Raw genomic sequence first — 17514 nt, 5'->3', positions numbered from 1 at the left:
GCTCATTGCCCCCGTTTCTGATGATTGCGCGCAGTGCGCCGTTGATGCACGAGCCAGGTGATCACGAACGCCAGCAGCACCACGAGCGAAAAGCCCCAGTTGGGGACCTCGATGCCGATCTGCGGCAGGCTCAGGGCCAGCTTGACGGCAATGATGAAGATCAGCGCGTAGGCCATGACCTCAAGCTCCGGCACCTTGGTGATAAAGTCAGTGATCACCTGCGCCACAAACCGCATGGCCAGGATGCCTAGGCAGCCCCCGATCAGAACGATCACGGGGTTGTTGTCGATCGCCAGTGCCGCCAGGATCGAGTCGACGGAAAACACAATGTCCAGCGCTTCGATCGATGCGACCGTGCGCCAGAAGCGGGTGCGGCGCGGCGTCTTTTGCTGGGTTGGCTTTGGGCCGTCCTTGGGGTGGCGCTGCTCGTAGAAGAAATGCAGCGACATCCAGACCAGGTAGGCCGCACCCAGGGCCTTAATGCCCCAGAAGTTCATCAGGTACGTGCCCAGCCCGATGGCAATGAAGCGAAATAAATAAGCGCCCCACATCCCGTAGATGAGGGCGTGATGCTGATCCCGTTTGTTCGGCAGGGACTTGGTCTGCGCGGCCAGCACGACCGCATTATCCACCGACAGTAGACATTCAAGCAGCGCCAGCGTCAGGATGGTGACCCAGCCCTGGGTCGTCATCACCGCCTGGTGCCAGTCACTTGCTTCAAAAAAGGGTAAGTATAATTTCTCGATCAGACTCAACTCGCCACCGCCTCGTTTTTATTATTATACATTTACTCGCGGCTAGATGCATCCGCCCCTAGGCAGCGCGCAGGGTTTTGGGCGGGCTTTGCGGACCATCAGGCACTGCAAAGCCGGCCGTGCCGCCGAGCGACGGCGGCACGCACCAAGTGCGCGACCTCTGCGCACCTTGCTGTAACTGGGCTCCGAGGGCGCAACGGGGAAGTGGCTAACTACGCCCACGGCCTCGCCGCCAAAAAGCGGCGGCAATGCCTTGGGCTAGGTTAGCCATTCCCCTAAATTCGCGGTCCCTCCGCACCTTTCCTAATCGGGCTGCAGGTTCGCAACGGCAGAGCGCTCAGCTACGCCTGGTCCTTCGCTCGCTTTGCGAGCAAAGGGCCAAGCTAGGCTGCGCGTCTGCCTAAGTGCGCGAACCTTCCGCACCTTGCTGTAATTGGGCTCCGAGGGCGCAACGGGGGAGCATCCTGCTACGCTCCAGGCCTCGTCGGCAAAGTACGCCGACAAGGCCTGGAGCTAGGCTGGCTGTCCCCCTAAGTACGCGACCTCTGCGCACCTTAAAAAAAGCACCCAGACCATTCGGCCCAGGTGCTCTCTCATTAATTTAATTCAGGCGGCTTTATTCAAGCCCCTCTTTTTTGACTTCGTTCAGCAACTGATCGATGTGCGCCCCGTACTGCACTGAGGTGTCCTGCTTGAACGTCAAGCTTGGCACCTTGAACAGCTTGATGCGCTGTCCGACTTCGCTGCGGATCAGCCCTTTGGCCTTATCCAGACCAGTCTGGGCATCCGCCAGCGCTGCGGGATCATCATTTAAAATGCTGAAGTAGACGGTGGCCTCTTGGAGGTCGCCAGTCAACTTCACGCCGGTGATCGTGACCGCCCGCACGCGGGGATCGTTGACGTCTTTGAGCAAGATGTCATCGATCTCGCGCTGGATCTGGGTCTCGACGCGGCCAATGCGATGCTTCATGTGAGCCTCTTCGGATGGCCTGAGGTTACTTGACCGGAACCTCTTCCATCGTGTACGCCTCGATCTGATCATCGACCTTGATGTCGTTGTAACCATCGATGGTCAGCCCGAGTTCAAAGCCCTGGCGGACTTCCTTGACGTCGTCCTTGAACCGGCGCAAAGAGCCCAGTTCGCCTTCGTACTTCACGATCCCATCGCGGATCAGGCGGACCTTGGAATCGCGGCGAATGAAGCCGCTGTCGACGTAGCCGCCGACGACGGTCCCGATCTTGGAAACCGGAATGGTCTCGCGAACGGTGATGGTGCCGGTGACCTTCTCTTCGTAGGTCGGCTCCAGCATCCCCTTCATCGCGTCTTCGACTTCTTCAATGGCCTTGTAAATGACCCGGTGCAGGCGAATGTCGACATTGTCGCTGTCCGCCTGGGTCTTAGCCAGCGGCGTTGGCCGCACGTTGAAGCCGATGATGATGGCGTTCGAGGCCGAAGCCAGGGTGACGTCACTTTCGTTGATCGCGCCAACGGCCTGGTGAATGATGTTCACGCGTACGCCCTTGACTTCGATCTTCTGCAAACTGCCGGCCAACGCTTCAACCGACCCCTGCACATCCGCCTTGATGATGACGTCAACTTCCTTGAGTTGACCTTCCTTCATGGTTTCAAACAGGTTATCCAGCGTGACGTGGTGCGTCTGCTGACGCTCCTTGTCCTGCGCCTGCTGGGCGCGCTTTTCACCGGCCGCCCGGGCCGTCTTCTCGTCATCGAAGACGACGAACTTATCGGCGGATTGCGGCACGTCGCTGAGCCCAGTGATCTCCACTGGCATCGCCGGAACGGCTTCCTTGACGTGGCGGCCATGATCGTTGGTCATGGTCCGCACGCGGCCGAAGGTATTGCCGACAACGATCGGGTCGCCGACGTGCAGCGTGCCTTCTTGAACCAGCACGGTGGCAACGGGGCCGCGGCCCTTATCAAGCCGGGCTTCGATAACGGTCCCAATGGCCTTCTGGTCGGGGTTCGCCTTGAGTTCCAAGACGTCCGCTTCCAGCAGGATCATTTCGAGCAGTTCGTCGATGTTCTTGCCGAACTTAGCCGAAATGTTAACGAAGATGGTGTCGCCACCGTAATCTTCAGGGACCAGATCGTACTTCATCAACTCTTCGGTGACACGCTGGGGATTTGCACCCGGCTTGTCGATCTTGTTGATGGCGACGATCATTGGTGCGTTCGCGGCCTTGGCATGGTTGATGGCTTCAATCGTCTGAGGCATGACCCCGTCGTCAGCGGCGACCACCAGCACGATGATGTCAGTAATGTCCGCGCCGCGCGCCCGCATGTTCGTGAAGGCCGCGTGTCCTGGGGTGTCCAGGAAGGTGATCAGGCGATCGTTGAGGCGCACTTGGTAGGCCCCAATGTGCTGCGTGATCCCGCCGGCTTCACCCGCGGTGACGTGAGTGTGACGCAACTTGTCCAGCAGGGTCGTCTTACCATGGTCAACGTGGCCCATGATAGTGACCACTGGTGGCCGCGGGGTTTGCAGGTCCTTGTTTTCGACCTCAGCGTCGTACATCTTGTCCAGGTCGGTGATGTCTTCCTCGACCTTTTCTTCCGCATCGATGCCGTAATCGGTGGCAACCAGCTCGATCGTGTCTTTGTCGAGACTCTGGTTCTGGTTGACCATGACGCCAAGCATGAAGAGCTTCTTGATGATCTCCGCTGGTTCGCGGTGAAGGATCTTGCCCAGATCCTGGGCGTTCATGCCCACGGTGTAAACCAGGGTTTCTGGCAATGGCCGATCCTTGCGCTGCGGCATTTCTTTCTTCGGCTGCGTCTGCTGTCTGCGCTTGTTCTTCTTGTTGCGCCGATTGTTGTTGTAGCCACCGCGGTTATTGTTGTTGTAACCGCCGCGGGTGTTGCGGCCACGGTTGTTGCTGCTTTCGTGATCCGCAGAACGCCGGTTTTCATTAGGCTTAGCAGGCTTGGCTGCTACTGGTGGGACTGGTGCGACATAAGCTGGGGCGATAGGGGTTTCCTCCACGACTTTTTCTAGTGCCTTTTCGGTTTGGCGCTTGGCTTCCGCCTTCGCCTTCTCCTGCTGACGCTTTTCTTGCAACTGCTTGATAAACTTCTCGTCGTTGCCGGCGACTGGCCGCGGATTCCCGTTGGCCTGAGTCCGGCGCCCGGCGCGTGGCATTGGGCTGGCACTGGTCTGGTTCAAGTACCGATCCCCGCCGCGCCGGTTATCGTTTTGCCGGCCGCCGCCCTGGCGGTTGCCGTTGCGATTGTCGGTGCTGCGGTTGTTGTAGCCGCCGCGGCTATTACTCTGACTGGTACTCCGGCCGCCTTGGGCCGACTGCTGCGGGCCCGCCTGCTGGCCGCCGCGGTTGTCATTGCGGTTAAACCGGTTGCCGCGGGCGTTGGCCTGCGTGTTGTGCGGCCGGCGAATCGCAGACTTTGAGATCAGCGTCTTGCCATCGGCCGTCTTTTGCGGCATGTGGTGCGTGCCTGGGACCTTCTTGGCCTCCGCTGGCTTGGCCTCAGTGGCCTTGGTTTCAGGCTTGGCGGCCGCCGGCTTGGCTTCTGCCTTTGGTGCCTCTGCCGGGGCCTTAGCCTCAGCCTTGACCTCAGCTTTTGGCGCCGGTTTTGCTTCCGGCTTCGCGGCTGAAGGTTTAGCCGCAGCCTTTGCCGGCTGGGTCTTCAGTGCGGATTTCAACGTGGCTTCTTGGTGCTCGTCCAGCGTTGACATATGGTTCTTGAGCTCGATGCCCTGAGCTTTAGCCGCATCGATCACGGTTTTGCTCGGGACACCAAGGATCTTGGCAAATTCATAAACTCGTTGTTTGCCCATTTCTTCACGCTCCCTGTCTTTTTTAGGTGAGCAGCTTGACCAGCTTCTCTGCAAAGCCGCGATCTTGCACCGCGATGACGGACCGCTGGCGGCCGATCGCAGAACTCAGCTCCAGGCTGGTCAAGGAGAAATTGACCGGCACCTGGTAGAAGCTGCCTTTATCGGAAAACTTTTTTCTGGTATTCGCTGAGGCGTCGCTTGCGACCAGCACCAGCTTGGCGCTGTGGTCGCGGATGGCGGCAAGCACGAAGCCCTCACCGGCCGTCAGCCGGCTCGCGCGCTGCGCCAGCCCCAGCAAGTTTAGCGCTTGCTGCTTAGTCATGCCTTGTCGCCGAACAGCTCTTGGCGAGCCTTCTGGTGGTCGACATAGGCGAATAGCTCGTCGTAAAAGCTGGGATCGACCTTGACGTCAAACGCCTTTTCGATCACGTGCTTTCCCTGAGCCTGTTTCACGGCGGCGGGGTCAAGCGCAACGTACGCGCCGCGCCCCTGCGCCTTGCCGGTGGGATCGATGGCCACGGTTTGATCCGCTTGCCGCACGATCCGCACTAACGTCTTCTTCGGAAACATCTCTCCCGATAGCAGGTCTCTGCGCATCGGGATCTTGCGCTTCTTCATCACGACCTCCTACTCGGCGTCGGCCGAATCGTCGACCGGATCCGCATCCTGTGTTGCCTCCGCCCCGTCATCCGGGGTCGCAGCGGCGCTTGCTGGGGTCGCTTCGCTTTGCTGCTCTTCGATCTGCTCGTCGTTTTCTTCAAGCTGATCGTCGTCGACAAACTCAACGTCGGATTCTGCCTTGATATCGATCTTGTAACCCGTGAGCTTGGCCGCAAGCCGGGCGTTTTGGCCCTTCTTGCCGATGGCCAAGGACAACTGGTAGTCCGGCACGATGACCGTGCATGAGCGGTCGTTGTCTTCGTCGTTGAACTGAACGGCGATGACCTGGGCCGGATTCAAGGCGTTGGCGATGTAGTCCACCGGGTCTTCTTCGTACTGCACGACGTCCATGTTCTCGCCGGACAGCTCGTTGACGACGGCCTGAACGCGGGCCCCCCGGGGGCCAACGGTCGTGCCGACCGGGTCGACAGACGGGTTCGTCGAGCGGACGGCGATCTTGGTGCGGTCGCCGGCTTCGCGGGCGATCCCGGCAATTTCAACGGTGCCGTCAAAAATTTCTGGCACTTCCTGTTCGAACAGGCGCTTGACCAGCCCGGGGTTGGTGCGGGACACGAAGACCTGTGGCCCCTTGCTGGCGTTTTCGACCTTGGAGACGAAGACCTTGATGCGGTCATGCGGCTCGTACTGCTCGTTTGGCATCTGGTCGCCGCGGCCCAAGACCGCTTCGATCTTGCCCAGGTTGACGTAGATGAACTTGTTGTCGCGCCGCTCAACTTCACCGGTCATGATCTCGTTTTCGTACTGGGAGTACTCATCGTAGATAATGCCGCGTTCGGCTTCCCGCACGCGCTGCATGATGACCTGCTTGGCGGTCTGCGCCGCAATGCGGCCAAAGTCCTTCGGGGTGACCTCGAACTTGATCTTGTCGCCGACCTCGTAGGCCTTGTTGATCGCCAGCGCGTCCTTCAGGCTGACTTCCAGCCGGGAGTCGAAGACCTCTTCGGTGACTTCCTTGACGGCGTAGACATGAATGTCACCTTGCGTCTTATCGAATTCAACATCGACGTTTTGCGCTTGGTCGTAATTGCGCTTGTAGGCAGATGCGAGGGCATCTTCGAGCGCTTCGATCACGACTTCTTTCTTGACGCCTTTTTCGGTTTCAAGGGCGTCGAGCGCTTCAATCATTTCCTTTGACATGTTGTTCCTTCCTTTGCCAGCGGCCTTGCCGCTAAAATTCGATGGCCAAGCGGGCACTTGCGATCGCGCTGCGATCAAACGCCTGCTCGAAATGGCGCGCCTTGTCCTTCAGCACCAGCGTCAGGGTGTCATCGTCCAGCGCTTTAAGCGTGCCTTCGAAGACCTTCTTGCCGTCCTGCTTTTTGAACAAGGAAATGTGAATATACTCACCAACCGCGTTTTTGAAATCTTGGTCGGTTTTCAGCGGCCGTTCGGCACCTGGCGAGGAGACCTCCAAGAAGTAGGCCTGCGGGATCGGGTCCGGGTCCATGCCGTCCAGTTTCTCCGACAAGGCCTCGGAGACCATCACACACTCATCGAGCGTGATGCCACCAGGTTTATCGATGTAGACTCGCAAGTACCAGCTTCCGCCTTCCTTGACAAACTCGATATCGCTCAAATCAAAATGATTGGCCTCAAGGATCGGATCAACAATTTCTGTGACTTTCTCGACAACCGTGCTCAAGTCTTTCCCCCCTTTAGGTTGTTGTACAGGCCGCCACTGGGGCAGCCGTGACCTCCCCTAAGAAAAGGAGTGAGCATCTCTGCTCACTCCTCCTCAAAGGATTTAACTACTATGAATAATCTAGCATAAAAGGCCTTCCAGTGCAAGCCTAATTCGCCGGCAACCCGCACGGCCGCTAGAACATCGAATCAAACAGCGACAGCTGATTTTCATCCGGCAGCGCGTCGAGGACGTGGTTTTCAGTCATGTAGTCGATCAGGGTCTTGGAGACCTTGCCGCGGTTGGCCAAGTCCTCCTTGGACAGGAAGGGCTTCTCCTCGCGCGCGGCCACGATCTGCTTGGCAACGTTATCGCCCAGCCCGGGCACCGCCCGAAACGGGGCCAGCAGCGTGTGGTCGTCGAGAATCTCGAAATCATGCGCGTCGGAGTGATTGATGTCCACCATCTTGATGGTGAAGCCGCGCTCCAGGCACTCATTGGCGAGCTCCAGCACCGTGAGCAGCGTCTTGTCCTTGGCGGAAGCATCATTACCCTGGTCGGTGATGGCCTTAATGGCGGCCTTCAGCGACTCCTTGCCGTGGCTCATCGCCACTAGGTCGAAGTCCTCCGCCCGCACCGAGAAGTACGCGGCGTAGTACACCAGCGGGAAGTAGACCTTGAACCAGGCAATGCGCAGCCCCATCAGATCGTAGGCGGCCGCGTGGGCCTTCGGGAACATGTACTTGATCTTCAGGCAGGAGTCGATGTACCAATCCGGCACGTTGGGATTGTCGCGCATCGCCTTTTGCCAGTCATCCGGGATCCCGCGGCCCTTTCTGACGTGCTCCATGATCTGAAACGCCATGGAATCGTCCATCCCCCAGTGGATCAGGTCCATCATGATGTTGTCACGACAGCCGATCACCTCTTTGATGGTGACGGTGCCGTTTTGGATCAGCTCCTCGGCGTTGCCCAGCCACACGTCCGTGCCGTGCGACAGCCCGGAGATCTGGAGCAGCTCGGAGAACTTCTTCGGGTGCGTCTCCTCCAGCATCCCCCGCACGAAGCGCGTCCCAAATTCCGGCACGCCCAGCGTCCCGGTTTTGGAATTGATTTGCTCCGGCGTGACCCCCAGGATGTCAGGACTGGAAAACAGCGACATGACGCCCGGGTCGTCCATCGGAATGCTCTTGGGGTCGACGCCGGAAAGGTCCTGCAACATGCGGATCATGGTCGGGTCATCGTGGCCCAGCACATCCATTTTCAAAATGTTGTCGTGGATCGAGTGGAAATCAAAGTGGGTCGTCTTCCAGGCCGCCCCTTGGTCATCGGCCGGGTACTGGATCGGCGAAAAGTCGTAGATGTCCATGTCCGCCGGCACGATCAGGATCCCCGCCGGGTGCTGGCCGGTGGTTCGCTTGACGCCGGTCGCGCCCTTGGCCAGCCGGTCAATTTCCGCCCCCCGCAGCATTTGGCCGGTGTCGCGCTCGTACGCCTTGACGTAGCCGTACGCGGTCTTGTCCGCCACGGTGCCAATCGTCCCGGCGCGAAACGCGTGGTCCTCCCCGAACCGCACCTTGATGTAGTTATGGGCCACCGGCTGGTAGTCCCCGGAGAAGTTCAGGTCGATATCGGGCACCTTGTCCCCTTTGAAGCCCAGGAAGGTTTCAAACGGAATGTCCTGGCCGTCCTTGACCATGTCCGTGCCGCAGTTAGGGCACGCCTTGTCGGGCAGGTCAAAGCCCGATCCGTACTCCCCCTTCGTGAAGAACTGGGAGTACTGGCACTTCGGGCAGCGGTAGTGCGGCGGGAGGGGGTTGATCTCCGTGATCCCGGACATGGTCGCGGCTAAACTGGAGCCGACCGACCCTCGCGAGCCAACCAAGTACCCGTCCTTGTTGGACTTGAGCACCAGCTGCTGGGCAATGTTGTAGATCACCGAGAACCCGTTGCCGATGATGCTTTTAAGTTCCTTATCAAGCCGGGCCTGCACGATCTCCGGCAAGGGATCGCCGTAAAGCTTGTGGGCCGTGGTCATGACGTCGGTGCGCAAGTGTTCCTCAACGCCTGGAATGTTGGGCGTGTACAGCTTGGTCTTCACCGGCGTGATGTCACCGGCGATCAGGGCCGCCACCTTGTGCGTGTTCTCCACGACCAGCTGATGGGCGAGCTGGTCGTCCTTCAGCCAGGCAAACGCGTCCAGCATCTCCTGCGTCGTACGAAAATGCACGTCCGGCAGGTCGTGGCGGTTCAGCGGGTTGGCGCCGCCCTGACTGTGGATCAGGATCTTGCGGTAAATGGCGTCGTTTTCATCCAAGTAATGCGCGTCGCCGGTCGCCACCACGAGCTTGCCTTGGTCCTGGCCGATCTTGATGATGGTTTTCAAGATCTCCTGCAAGTGTGCCTGACCCTGCACCAGGCCGCCATCGATCAGCGGCTGGTAGTTGGCCAGTGGCTGCACCTCCAGGTAGTCGTAAAACTTGGCCTTTTCGGCGGCTTCCGCGGCGCCTTTTTGCATCGCCGCGATGAAGACCTCGCCCGAGTCGCAGGCGGAGCCGACCAGCAGGCCTTCGCGATACTTTTGCAGCACCGACCGCGGCACCCGCGGCAGGCGGTAGAAGTAGTCGATGTTGGACTGGCTGACCAGCTTAAACAGGTTCTTCAGCCCGGCCTGGGTCTTGGCAAACACGATCGCGTGCGTCGGCCGGCTTTGCTTGTAGGCCTCGTCTTCGCCGATCCGCGAATTCAGCTGGTTCAAAAGGGTAATGGCGTACTTCTTTTGCGCCTCTTTTTCCAGCGCGTACAGCAGGTAACCGGTCGCCTCGGCGTCGGCGTTGGCGCGGTGGTGGTGGTTGAGCGGGATCTTGTAGACCTTGGTCAGCGTGTCGAGCTTGTGGTTCTTGCGCTCCGGGTGCAGCATGCGCGATAGCTCCAGGGTGTCGATCACCGGGTTTTGAATGTGCGGCTCGCCCAGACGCTCGTAACCCTTGTTCAAAAAGCCCACGTCAAACGTGACGTTATGGCCGCTCATGATGGTGCCTTCGCAGAACGTGCGGAAATTATCCAGCACCTGCGCCTCGGTCTTTGAGCCGCGGACCATCTCGTCGGTGATGTGCGTCAAGTTGATCGTAAACTCGGACAGCGCAAACCCGGGATCGATCAGCTCCTCGAAGGAATCGATCACCTTGCCGGCCTTCATCTTGACCGCTGCGACTTCGATGATCTTGTCGTACACCGCGGACAGCCCCGTGGTTTCGATGTCAAACACCACGTAGGTCTCATCGGCCAGCTGCCGCGGCGCTTCCGCCTGGTAGGCCACCGGCGCGCCGTCATCGACCAAGTTGATCTCGACGCCGTACAGCATCTTGATGCCGGCCTTGCCTGCGGCGGTGTGCGCCTCCGGGTAGGCCTGAAGCCCGGCGTGGTCCGTGACCGCGATGGCCGGCTGCCCCCACGCCTTGGCGCGGCTGACGTAATCACTGATGCTCGGCAAAGCATCCATTTGGCTCATGTTGGTGTGCAGGTGAAGCTCGATCCGCTTTTCCCCCGCGGCGGTGTCCTGGCGCTGGGCGTGGTGCACTTCTTCCATGTCCCGGGCCATCACCGTCAGCTCGCGGGAGTAGGTATCCTCCTGCACGCTGCCGCGGATCTTCAGCCACATGCCGACCGTGATCTGCGCAAACGCGGCTTCGTCGTCCGCCCCGTTGCTGAATTTCTTCACGATAAAACTGGAGGTGTAGTCGGTGACCTTGGCGATGAGCAAGGAGCGCTTGGAGCGCAGCTGGCGCACCTCGACGTCAAAGACGTAACCCTCGATCAGGACCGAGTTTTCCTCCTGGGTGATCGCGACCATTTGCGTCGGCGTCTCGCCGCTCTTCAGGCCGCGGCCCAGCTGAACGGGGCCACTGGGCGCCGGGTTCTGCTCGCGCTGGGCCACGACGGCCTGCGCGCGCTTGGCCATGGCCGCCGCCTCCTCGGCTTTTTGGGCCTTGAACGCAGCCAGGTTGGCCTCGGATTCGCTGGCATCGACCGTCGCGACCACATTAACGCCGGTGAGGCCCACCTGCGCGTAGGTTTCGGCCAGCTTACCGAGCCCCTGCTGGATCAAAAACTGGCGCACCGGCTCGTTTTCGGCCGTCAGGGTCACTTTCCCGTCCTCAAAGGCGGGCGTCTGGTTCATGCACGTCTCCGCCACGATGGCGGATTCGATGCCGGCGTTTGCGACCACGTACGACCAATAGGCCGAAAGGAATTTGGCCTGCAGGTCCACCTGGGCCGGCTTAATCGTCAGGCTGGCCTGAGCGATGTCCTTGAAGGCCGCCTTGATGTGCTGCTCCAGCTGGATGTAGACGGCGTACGGCAGCACTCCCGCCGTCCCGATCAGAAACTCGTAACGTTTGGAGCGGCTGTGAACGGTCACCGCCTCGACCGTGGCGGCGGTCAGGGCCGGATCTTGCTTGACCGCCGCAGGCAACTGCGCCTGCTCGATCAATTTTTGGAACATTTCTGCTTTTGATAGTGCCAAAAAAGCCACTCCCTTTTTGATGATGCAACCATGTTACCCCGAATTTGCGGGCCAAACAAGCCGGGGCCAAGCGGGGCCAAACCATGAAAAAGCGGCCCAAGCAGTGCTGGGTCGCTTTTCTCAATCTGCTTTTATTCCGCGTGGTCGAGCAAGATCTTCAGCGAGGAGATCAGCTCTTCCGCCTTGACTTCAAGGGTCTCGCCGGACTTGCGGAGCTTGAGTTCGACGATCCCGTCTTCGGCCTTTTTGCCGACGGTGACCCGCACCGGGATCCCGATGAGATCCGCATCCGCAAACTTCACGCCCGGGCGCTCGTTGCGGTCGTCGACCAGAACGTCAAAGCCCTCCTGCTCAAGCTGAGCGGTGATTTTGGCCGTCAAATCGGCCTGGGCCTGCTTCTTCAGGTTGACCGGCACCACGTGCACGTCAAACGGGGCAACGGCGCGCGGCCAGTCCAGGCCGTGCTCGTCCAGGGTCTGCTCGGCGATGGCCGACAGCAGCCGGGAGACGCCGATGCCGTAAGAGCCCATGATGATCGGCTTGGCGCGGCCGTTTTCATCCAGGAAGTTGGCGCCCATGGCCTTCGTGTAGCGGGTGCCCAGCTTGAAGATGTGACCGATCTCGATGCCCTTGGTGAACTTCAGGACGCCTTGCCCGTCAGGTGAGACTTCGCCGGCCTTAACGAAGCGAATATCTGCGGTCTGGCTGGGGGTAAAGTCGCGGCCGGGGTTCACGTTGGTCACGTGGGTGTGCGCCTTGTTGGCTCCTGCGACCAGGTTGACCAGGCCCGTCAGGCTCTTGTCGGCGATGATCTCAACGTCGTCCGGCGCGCCCACCGGCCCAATGTTGCCAATTTCTGCATGCATGTACTGCTGGACCTGCTCCGGCGTCGCCATATCAAGAAAATCAGCGCCGAGCAGGTTCTTCAGCTTCACGTCGTTGACCTCGTAGTCGCCGCGGACCAGTGCCAGGACCGGCTTTTCGTCGGCGATAAACAGCACCGCCTTGATCAGCTTGGTGGCCGGCACGGCCAAGAACGCCGCCACTTCGGCGATGGTCTTGGCGTCCTGCGTGTCAACTTCGGTCAACGCGCCAAGCTCCTCGTGGTCCGCCACCGGCACGTTCATGCTGGTCGCCATTTCGAGGTTGGCGGCATAGTCGGAGGCGTCCGAGTAGACGATCGTGTCCTCACCGATGTCGGCGATGGCAGAGAATTCCTTGGAGTCCTTGCCCCCCATCGCCCCGCCGTCACCGACAATCGCCCGGAAGTTCAGGCCCAGGCGGTTGAAGATGTTGGTGTAGGCCTTCTCCATCTGGTTGTAGATCGTGTCCAGGTCAGCGGTGTTCGCGGTGAAGGAGTACACGTCTTCCATGATGAACTCACGGGAGCGCAGCAGCCCGTAGCGCGGCCGGTCCTCATCGCGGTACTTGGTTTGGATTTGGTAAAGCACCAGCGGCATCTTCTTGTAGGAGTTCAGGTCGTTGCGCACGAGGTCCGTAAAGGTCTCTTCGTGCGTGGGGCCGAGGATGAAGTCCCGGTCGTGGCGATCCTTGAGCTTGAACAGGTTCGGGCCATAGGTCTCGTAGCGGCCAGATTCTTGCCAAAGCTCCGCCGGCAAGAGGCTCGGCATCTGCATTTTCACGGCCGAGATCTTGCTCATTTCCTCATCGATGATGGTTTCGATCTTGGCCAAAACGCGGCTCGCCAGCGGCAGGTAGGCATAGGCGCCAGCTGCGACCTGGCGAATGAAGCCGGAGCGCAACATCATCTGGTGCGACTTGGCCTCGGCAGTGCTGGGTACTTCTTTGACGGTGGGAATAAACATGCGAGATTGTTTCATTAGTGTCCTCCAAGTTAAAAACTGCGCATAATATCGTTGATGGTCACGGCGATGATCAGGGCGAACATCACCCCTGCGCCGATTAGCGTGATCATGCCTTCGTGCTCCTGCTTAAGCGGCTTGCGCCGAATGGCTTCCAGCAGGTTGAGTAAGAGCTTGCCGCCGTCCAAGATCGGGATCGGGATCAGGTTCATGATCCCCAAGTTGACGGACAGCCCGCCCAGAAATGAAATCAGGCTCAACATTCCGGCCTTAGCGGCACTGGCGGTCATGGTGTAGATCCCGACCGGCCCGGCCAGCTGGTTCAGCGAGAAGTGGCCGGAGATCATCTGGCCCAGGGCGTGAAAAATCATCGTCGCGTAAGTCCAGGTTGTGGTCAGGCCAAAACCGACCGCAGCCACCGGATTCTTGGTGGTCTTGGCATACACCCCAATGGTCCCGTCACTGGTCGGCCGCATGGTCAGGTGCTGCGTGGTGCCATTGCGGGTGGCCACCACGGTCGCCTCGCGACCCTTGTACTGGGCCACGGCCTTTTGAATGTCGGTAAACGAGCTGATTTTGGCGCCGCCAATGGTTTGAATGTGCGAGTCAGCCTTGAGCCCCGCAACGGCGGCCGGCGAATTCGGCTGCACCTGCCCGATCTGGTTGGTGTTGGTGACGGCGACCCCGTTGAACAGGCCCAGGCCGATGAAGACCACAATGGCCAGCAGAAAATTGTTCATCGGGCCGGCGAAGTTCACCAGCATCCGCTTCCAGAGCTTGGCGTTTTGGAACTGTACGTCATCCGGGGCAATGATCACCTCTGTGCCGTCCTCCTCGATGATCGTCGCGTCGTGGTCCACGGGCCACGTCTTCAGCTCAGATTCATCGCCGTTTTCATACCCGACCACCACGAGGTCATGCTGCAGATCGACGCGGTCGACCTGCACCGGGATGCCGCCTTGCAGCGTCGTTTTGCTCGACAAATTGACCCGCTTAACGACCCCTTGATCGTTCACTTCGATGGCCAGCATGGTGCCCGGCTTGATCTCGTCGTCTTCGTCCTGCCAGCCCGCCATGCGCACGTAGCCGCCCAGCGGCAATAGCCGCAGCGTGTAGGTCGTGTGGTTGCGGTGCCAGGCCACCAGCTTGGGGCCCATGCCGATAGAGAACTCACGCACCAGGATCCCGGACCACTTAGCAAAGATAAAATGGCCGAACTCGTGCACCAAGACCAGGATGACGAAAACGATCAGAAATTCAATTATTGTTGTCATAACCGCTCCTTACCGCGCCTGGCCTACAGAATGCCAAAGAAGTGGATCATCGGCATCACCAGCAGCATACTGTCAAACCGGTCGAGAATGCCGCCGTGCCCCGGCAGAATGCGGCCCGAGTCCTTCACGCCGTAATAGCGCTTGAGGGCCGATTCGATCAGATCGCCGAGCGACCCCACGATCGACAGGACCAAGGCGATGCCCATCATCGGCCAAAACGGGTAGGCCTGCGGGAAGAAGTGCAGGTAAATCGCGGCAAAAATCAGCGCCGTGGCGTTCCCGCCGAGGCTGCCCTCCCAAGTTTTGTTAGGGCTGATGGCTGGCCACAGCTTGTGCTTACCGAACGCGCGGCCGCAGAAGTAGGCACCTGAATCGGTCAGCCAGACGATCAGCATGGCGAACAGCAAGGTGTCGAGCCCGCCGTTGGGGTCGTTGCGCAGCATGACGAAGTAGTGGAAGCCGGTGCCGATGTAAAACAGCGACAGTGCCGTGACCGCCACGTCGTCATAGGTCGTGCGATTCTTGCTGGCGACGGTGCTCAGCAGCAGCAGGACCACCACCGCGTAGATAACGTCTAGGCGCGACAGGTACGCCGGCAGCCAGCGCAGCCAGCTGTCCGGTACGGTGACCGCCAACACGCCCAGCGCCGCAAGCAGGAAATCAAGCGACACGATGATCTTCTTGCGCATGATGAAGATCTCAGACATCGCAACGACCGCCAGCACGCAAGCTGCGAGGTCGATCCAAAAGCCCCCAAGGATCAGGATGGGAATGAAGATCGCCAGGGCGACGACTGCGGTGATGATTCGTTGTTTCATACTATCCCTCCACTATTTAGCCAGTCCGCCGAAGCGCCGATCACGCGCCTGGTACTGGGCAATGCAATCTTCTAAGACCTGCGGCGTGAAATCGGGCCAGTAGGTCTTCGTGAACACCAGCTCCGAGTATGCCAGCTGCCACAGCAAGAAGTTGGACAGCCGCTCCTCGCCGCTGCTGCGGATCAGCAGGTCCGGATCGGCCAGGGCCCCCAGCCGGTGGGTCATCAGGTGGTCAGCGAAGACTTGGTCGTCGATCGCTGCCGGCTCAAGGGCCCCGGCTTTAGCCTCTTGCGCCATCGCCCGCGCCGCCTGAATCAGCTCGTCGCGCGCGCCGTAATTCAGCGCGAAGTTCAGGATCATGCCAGTGTTCTGGGCGGTATCGGCCATCGCGTCTTCCGCGGCCTTGCGCGTTTTGGCCGGCAGCGCGGCCAGCTCCCCCATGACCTGCACGCGGACGTTTTCTTCGATCAGCTCAGGCATGAACGTGCCGAAAAAGTCGACCGGCAGGCGCATGAGGTAGGACACCTCACTGGTGGGCCGTTTCCAGTTCTCGGTCGAAAAGGCATACAAAGTCAAGGCCTTCACCCCCAGGCGGCTCGCCGCCTTAGTGATGGTCTTGACCACTTCCATGCCTTGTTTATGCCCCGCCACGCGCGGTAAATGCCGCGCCTTGGCCCAGCGGCCGTTGCCATCCATAATGATGGCAACGTGGGCCGGGATCCGCGCGGGATCAAGTGCTTGATTTGGCAACAGTTCATCCTCCATCGTGAAGCAAGTCACATCTCATCGTATTGTAGCAGAAAAACGCAGCGGGCAACAGCAAGGCTGCGCCCACCAGACCCACTGCTGGGCCTAACGCCAAGCGCTTGCCCCACAACCGGTAAAAAGCCCGCGCCAGTGACGCGGGCCCAGGAAGTTAGCCTTCCTTGATTTCTTCTTCCTTCTCCGCTGCGATGGCATCAATGTGCTTCGAGGAGTCATCCGTCACCTTTTGGACGTCCTTTTCACCGCGGTGTAAATCATCCTCGGTGATGTCGCCGGCCTTCTCCTGCTTCTTCAGCTTGTCGAGGGCGTCGCGGCGAATGTTGCGGATCGCGATCTTGGCTTCTTCCTGATACTTGCCGACTTCCTTGGCGATCTCAGCCCGCCGCTCACCGGTCAACTGCGGCACGACCAGCCGGATCGCGTTGCCGTCGTTGGCCGGGTTGATGCCCAAATCTGAGGCGTTCAGCGCCGCTTCAATGTCCTTCAGGCTCGACTTGTCGTACGGCGTCACCAGCAGGACCCGCGCTTCCGGCACGGTGATCGCCGCGATTTGGTTAAGCGGCGTCTGCGTCCCGTAGTACTCGACCTCAATGCGATTGAGCAGGCTGGCGTTGGCGCGGCCGGCCCGGATCGTCCCGAGCTGGCGGCGGAGTGCGTCCTCGGACTTCTTCATTGACGCCTTGGCGTCATCAATAATTGCGTTGGCCATAATTATTCCTTTCCTTGGATCGTTGTGCCAATGTGCTCGCCTTCAACGACCTTCTTGATGTTGTCCGGGTCGTTCAAGTTAAACACGACCAGCGGAATGTCATTGTCCATCGACAGCGTGCTGGCCGTCGAATCCATCACGTTCAGGCCCTTGGTGATAATGTCCATGTGGCTGAGGTGATCGAACTTCGTCGCGCTTGCATCCTTGTTCGGATCAGCCGAGTAAACACCATCAACGCCATTTTTGGCCATCAGGATCGCATCGGCCCCGATTTCTGCCGCGCGCAGCGCCGCCGTGGTGTCCGTGCTGAAGTACGGGTTCCCCGTGCCGCCAGCAAAAATCACGACGCGGCCCTTTTCAAGGTGGCGCACCGCCTTGCGCCGAATGTAAGGTTCAGCGATCTGCCGCATTTCGATACTGGTCTGCACCCGCGTCGGCACCCCGAGATTCTCCAGGCTGTCCTGCAGGGCCAACCCGTTCATCACGGTGGCCAGCATTCCCATGTAGTCCGCTTGCGCCCGCTCCATGCCCATGGCCGCGCCGGTTTCGCCGCGCCAGATGTTCCCGCCGCCGCAGACGATCGCGATCTGCACGCCCATTTCGTGGACCTGCTTGATCTGGTCGGCGATCAGCTTGATCACCGGCGGCTGAATGCCGAAGCCGTTCTTCCCGCCAAGCGCCTCGCCGGAAACTTTCAGTACAATGCGTTTGTATTTGATCATGAGTGT

14 protein-coding genes are annotated in these 17514 nt (G+C 59.8%); all 14 read right to left on the bottom strand.

Annotated features, from left to right (window positions below; all coding sequences use genetic code 11):
* Positions 1-2: 2 nt before the first annotated feature.
* Positions 3-755 carry a TerC family protein gene (locus EKM85_RS04130; RefSeq protein ID WP_225418932.1) on the bottom strand — a complete coding sequence of 251 codons (753 nt, stop codon included), beginning with the start codon at positions 753-755 and terminating at the stop codon, positions 3-5.
* Positions 756-1371: 616 nt separating this feature from the next.
* Positions 1372-1725 (bottom strand): 30S ribosome-binding factor RbfA, encoded by a 354-nt coding sequence (gene rbfA / locus EKM85_RS04125; RefSeq protein WP_125585003.1) that lies wholly within the window; start codon positions 1723-1725, stop codon positions 1372-1374.
* A 25-nt stretch (positions 1726-1750) separates the two neighbouring features.
* Positions 1751-4570, bottom strand: a complete 2820-nt coding sequence (gene infB / locus EKM85_RS04120; RefSeq protein WP_125585002.1) for a translation initiation factor IF-2 — start codon at positions 4568-4570, stop codon at positions 1751-1753.
* A gap of 22 nt (positions 4571-4592) precedes the next feature.
* Positions 4593-4892, bottom strand: coding sequence for a L7Ae/L30e/S12e/Gadd45 family ribosomal protein (locus EKM85_RS04115; RefSeq protein WP_125585001.1), 300 nt, complete (start codon positions 4890-4892; stop codon positions 4593-4595).
* Complete coding sequence (gene rnpM / locus EKM85_RS04110) at positions 4889-5188, bottom strand: RNase P modulator RnpM (protein WP_125585000.1); 300 nt, start codon at positions 5186-5188, stop codon at positions 4889-4891. Before rnpM ends, EKM85_RS04115 begins: the two co-directional genes overlap by 4 nt.
* 9 nt (positions 5189-5197) lie before the next feature.
* Positions 5198-6388: a transcription termination factor NusA gene (gene nusA / locus EKM85_RS04105; protein WP_125584999.1), complete on the bottom strand. Its 1191-nt coding sequence runs from the start codon at positions 6386-6388 to the stop codon at positions 5198-5200.
* Positions 6389-6419: 31 nt separating this feature from the next.
* On the bottom strand, positions 6420-6893 hold the full coding sequence (gene rimP / locus EKM85_RS04100) for a ribosome maturation factor RimP (RefSeq protein ID WP_125584998.1): 474 nt from the start codon (positions 6891-6893) through the stop codon (positions 6420-6422).
* A gap of 175 nt (positions 6894-7068) precedes the next feature.
* The gene (locus EKM85_RS04095) at positions 7069-11376 is read right to left on the bottom strand and encodes a PolC-type DNA polymerase III (RefSeq protein WP_125585077.1); all 4308 of its coding nucleotides are present in this window, start codon (positions 11374-11376) and stop codon (positions 7069-7071) included.
* A 152-nt stretch (positions 11377-11528) separates the two neighbouring features.
* Positions 11529-13238: a proline--tRNA ligase gene (locus tag EKM85_RS04090; RefSeq protein ID WP_125584997.1), complete on the bottom strand. Its 1710-nt coding sequence runs from the start codon at positions 13236-13238 to the stop codon at positions 11529-11531.
* 14 nt (positions 13239-13252) lie between these two features.
* Complete coding sequence (rseP, locus tag EKM85_RS04085) at positions 13253-14494, bottom strand: RIP metalloprotease RseP (RefSeq protein ID WP_125584996.1); 1242 nt, start codon at positions 14492-14494, stop codon at positions 13253-13255.
* 23 nt (positions 14495-14517) lie between these two features.
* Positions 14518-15312 (bottom strand): phosphatidate cytidylyltransferase, encoded by a 795-nt coding sequence (locus EKM85_RS04080; RefSeq protein ID WP_125584995.1) that lies wholly within the window; start codon positions 15310-15312, stop codon positions 14518-14520.
* A gap of 12 nt (positions 15313-15324) precedes the next feature.
* Positions 15325-16077 carry an isoprenyl transferase gene (locus tag EKM85_RS04075; RefSeq protein ID WP_125584994.1) on the bottom strand — a complete coding sequence of 251 codons (753 nt, stop codon included), beginning with the start codon at positions 16075-16077 and terminating at the stop codon, positions 15325-15327.
* A gap of 151 nt (positions 16078-16228) precedes the next feature.
* Positions 16229-16786 (bottom strand): ribosome recycling factor, encoded by a 558-nt coding sequence (gene frr, locus EKM85_RS04070; protein WP_125584993.1) that lies wholly within the window; start codon positions 16784-16786, stop codon positions 16229-16231.
* A 2-nt stretch (positions 16787-16788) separates the two neighbouring features.
* Entirely contained in the window at positions 16789-17508 is a 720-nt protein-coding gene (gene pyrH, locus EKM85_RS04065; RefSeq protein ID WP_125584992.1) for a UMP kinase, read from the bottom strand.
* Positions 17509-17514 lie beyond the last annotated feature (6 nt).

This window comes from Lacticaseibacillus jixianensis, from assembly GCF_003946485.1.
GTDB classification, from domain to species: Bacteria; Bacillota; Bacilli; order Lactobacillales; family Lactobacillaceae; genus Lacticaseibacillus; species Lacticaseibacillus jixianensis.
Note: the sequence above shows the minus strand (reverse complement) of the source record. Positions and strands in the feature narration are given on the sequence as shown.

Coding starts and splice junctions, on each gene's coding strand:
- pyrH (WP_125584992.1), bottom strand. CDS start 17,508: ATGATCAAATACAAACGCATTGTACTGAAAGTTTCCGGCGAGGCGCTT.
- EKM85_RS04095 (WP_125585077.1), bottom strand. CDS start 11,376: ATGTTCCAAAAATTGATCGAGCAGGCGCAGTTGCCTGCGGCGGTCAAG.
- infB (WP_125585002.1), bottom strand. CDS start 4,570: ATGGGCAAACAACGAGTTTATGAATTTGCCAAGATCCTTGGTGTCCCG.
- EKM85_RS04115 (WP_125585001.1), bottom strand. CDS start 4,892: ATGACTAAGCAGCAAGCGCTAAACTTGCTGGGGCTGGCGCAGCGCGCG.
- rseP (WP_125584996.1), bottom strand. CDS start 14,494: ATGACAACAATAATTGAATTTCTGATCGTTTTCGTCATCCTGGTCTTG.
- rbfA (WP_125585003.1), bottom strand. CDS start 1,725: ATGAAGCATCGCATTGGCCGCGTCGAGACCCAGATCCAGCGCGAGATC.
- EKM85_RS04080 (WP_125584995.1), bottom strand. CDS start 15,312: ATGAAACAACGAATCATCACCGCAGTCGTCGCCCTGGCGATCTTCATT.
- nusA (WP_125584999.1), bottom strand. CDS start 6,388: ATGTCAAAGGAAATGATTGAAGCGCTCGACGCCCTTGAAACCGAAAAA.
- frr (WP_125584993.1), bottom strand. CDS start 16,786: ATGGCCAACGCAATTATTGATGACGCCAAGGCGTCAATGAAGAAGTCC.
- rnpM (WP_125585000.1), bottom strand. CDS start 5,188: ATGAAGAAGCGCAAGATCCCGATGCGCAGAGACCTGCTATCGGGAGAG.
- EKM85_RS04075 (WP_125584994.1), bottom strand. CDS start 16,077: ATGGAGGATGAACTGTTGCCAAATCAAGCACTTGATCCCGCGCGGATC.
- EKM85_RS04090 (WP_125584997.1), bottom strand. CDS start 13,238: ATGAAACAATCTCGCATGTTTATTCCCACCGTCAAAGAAGTACCCAGC.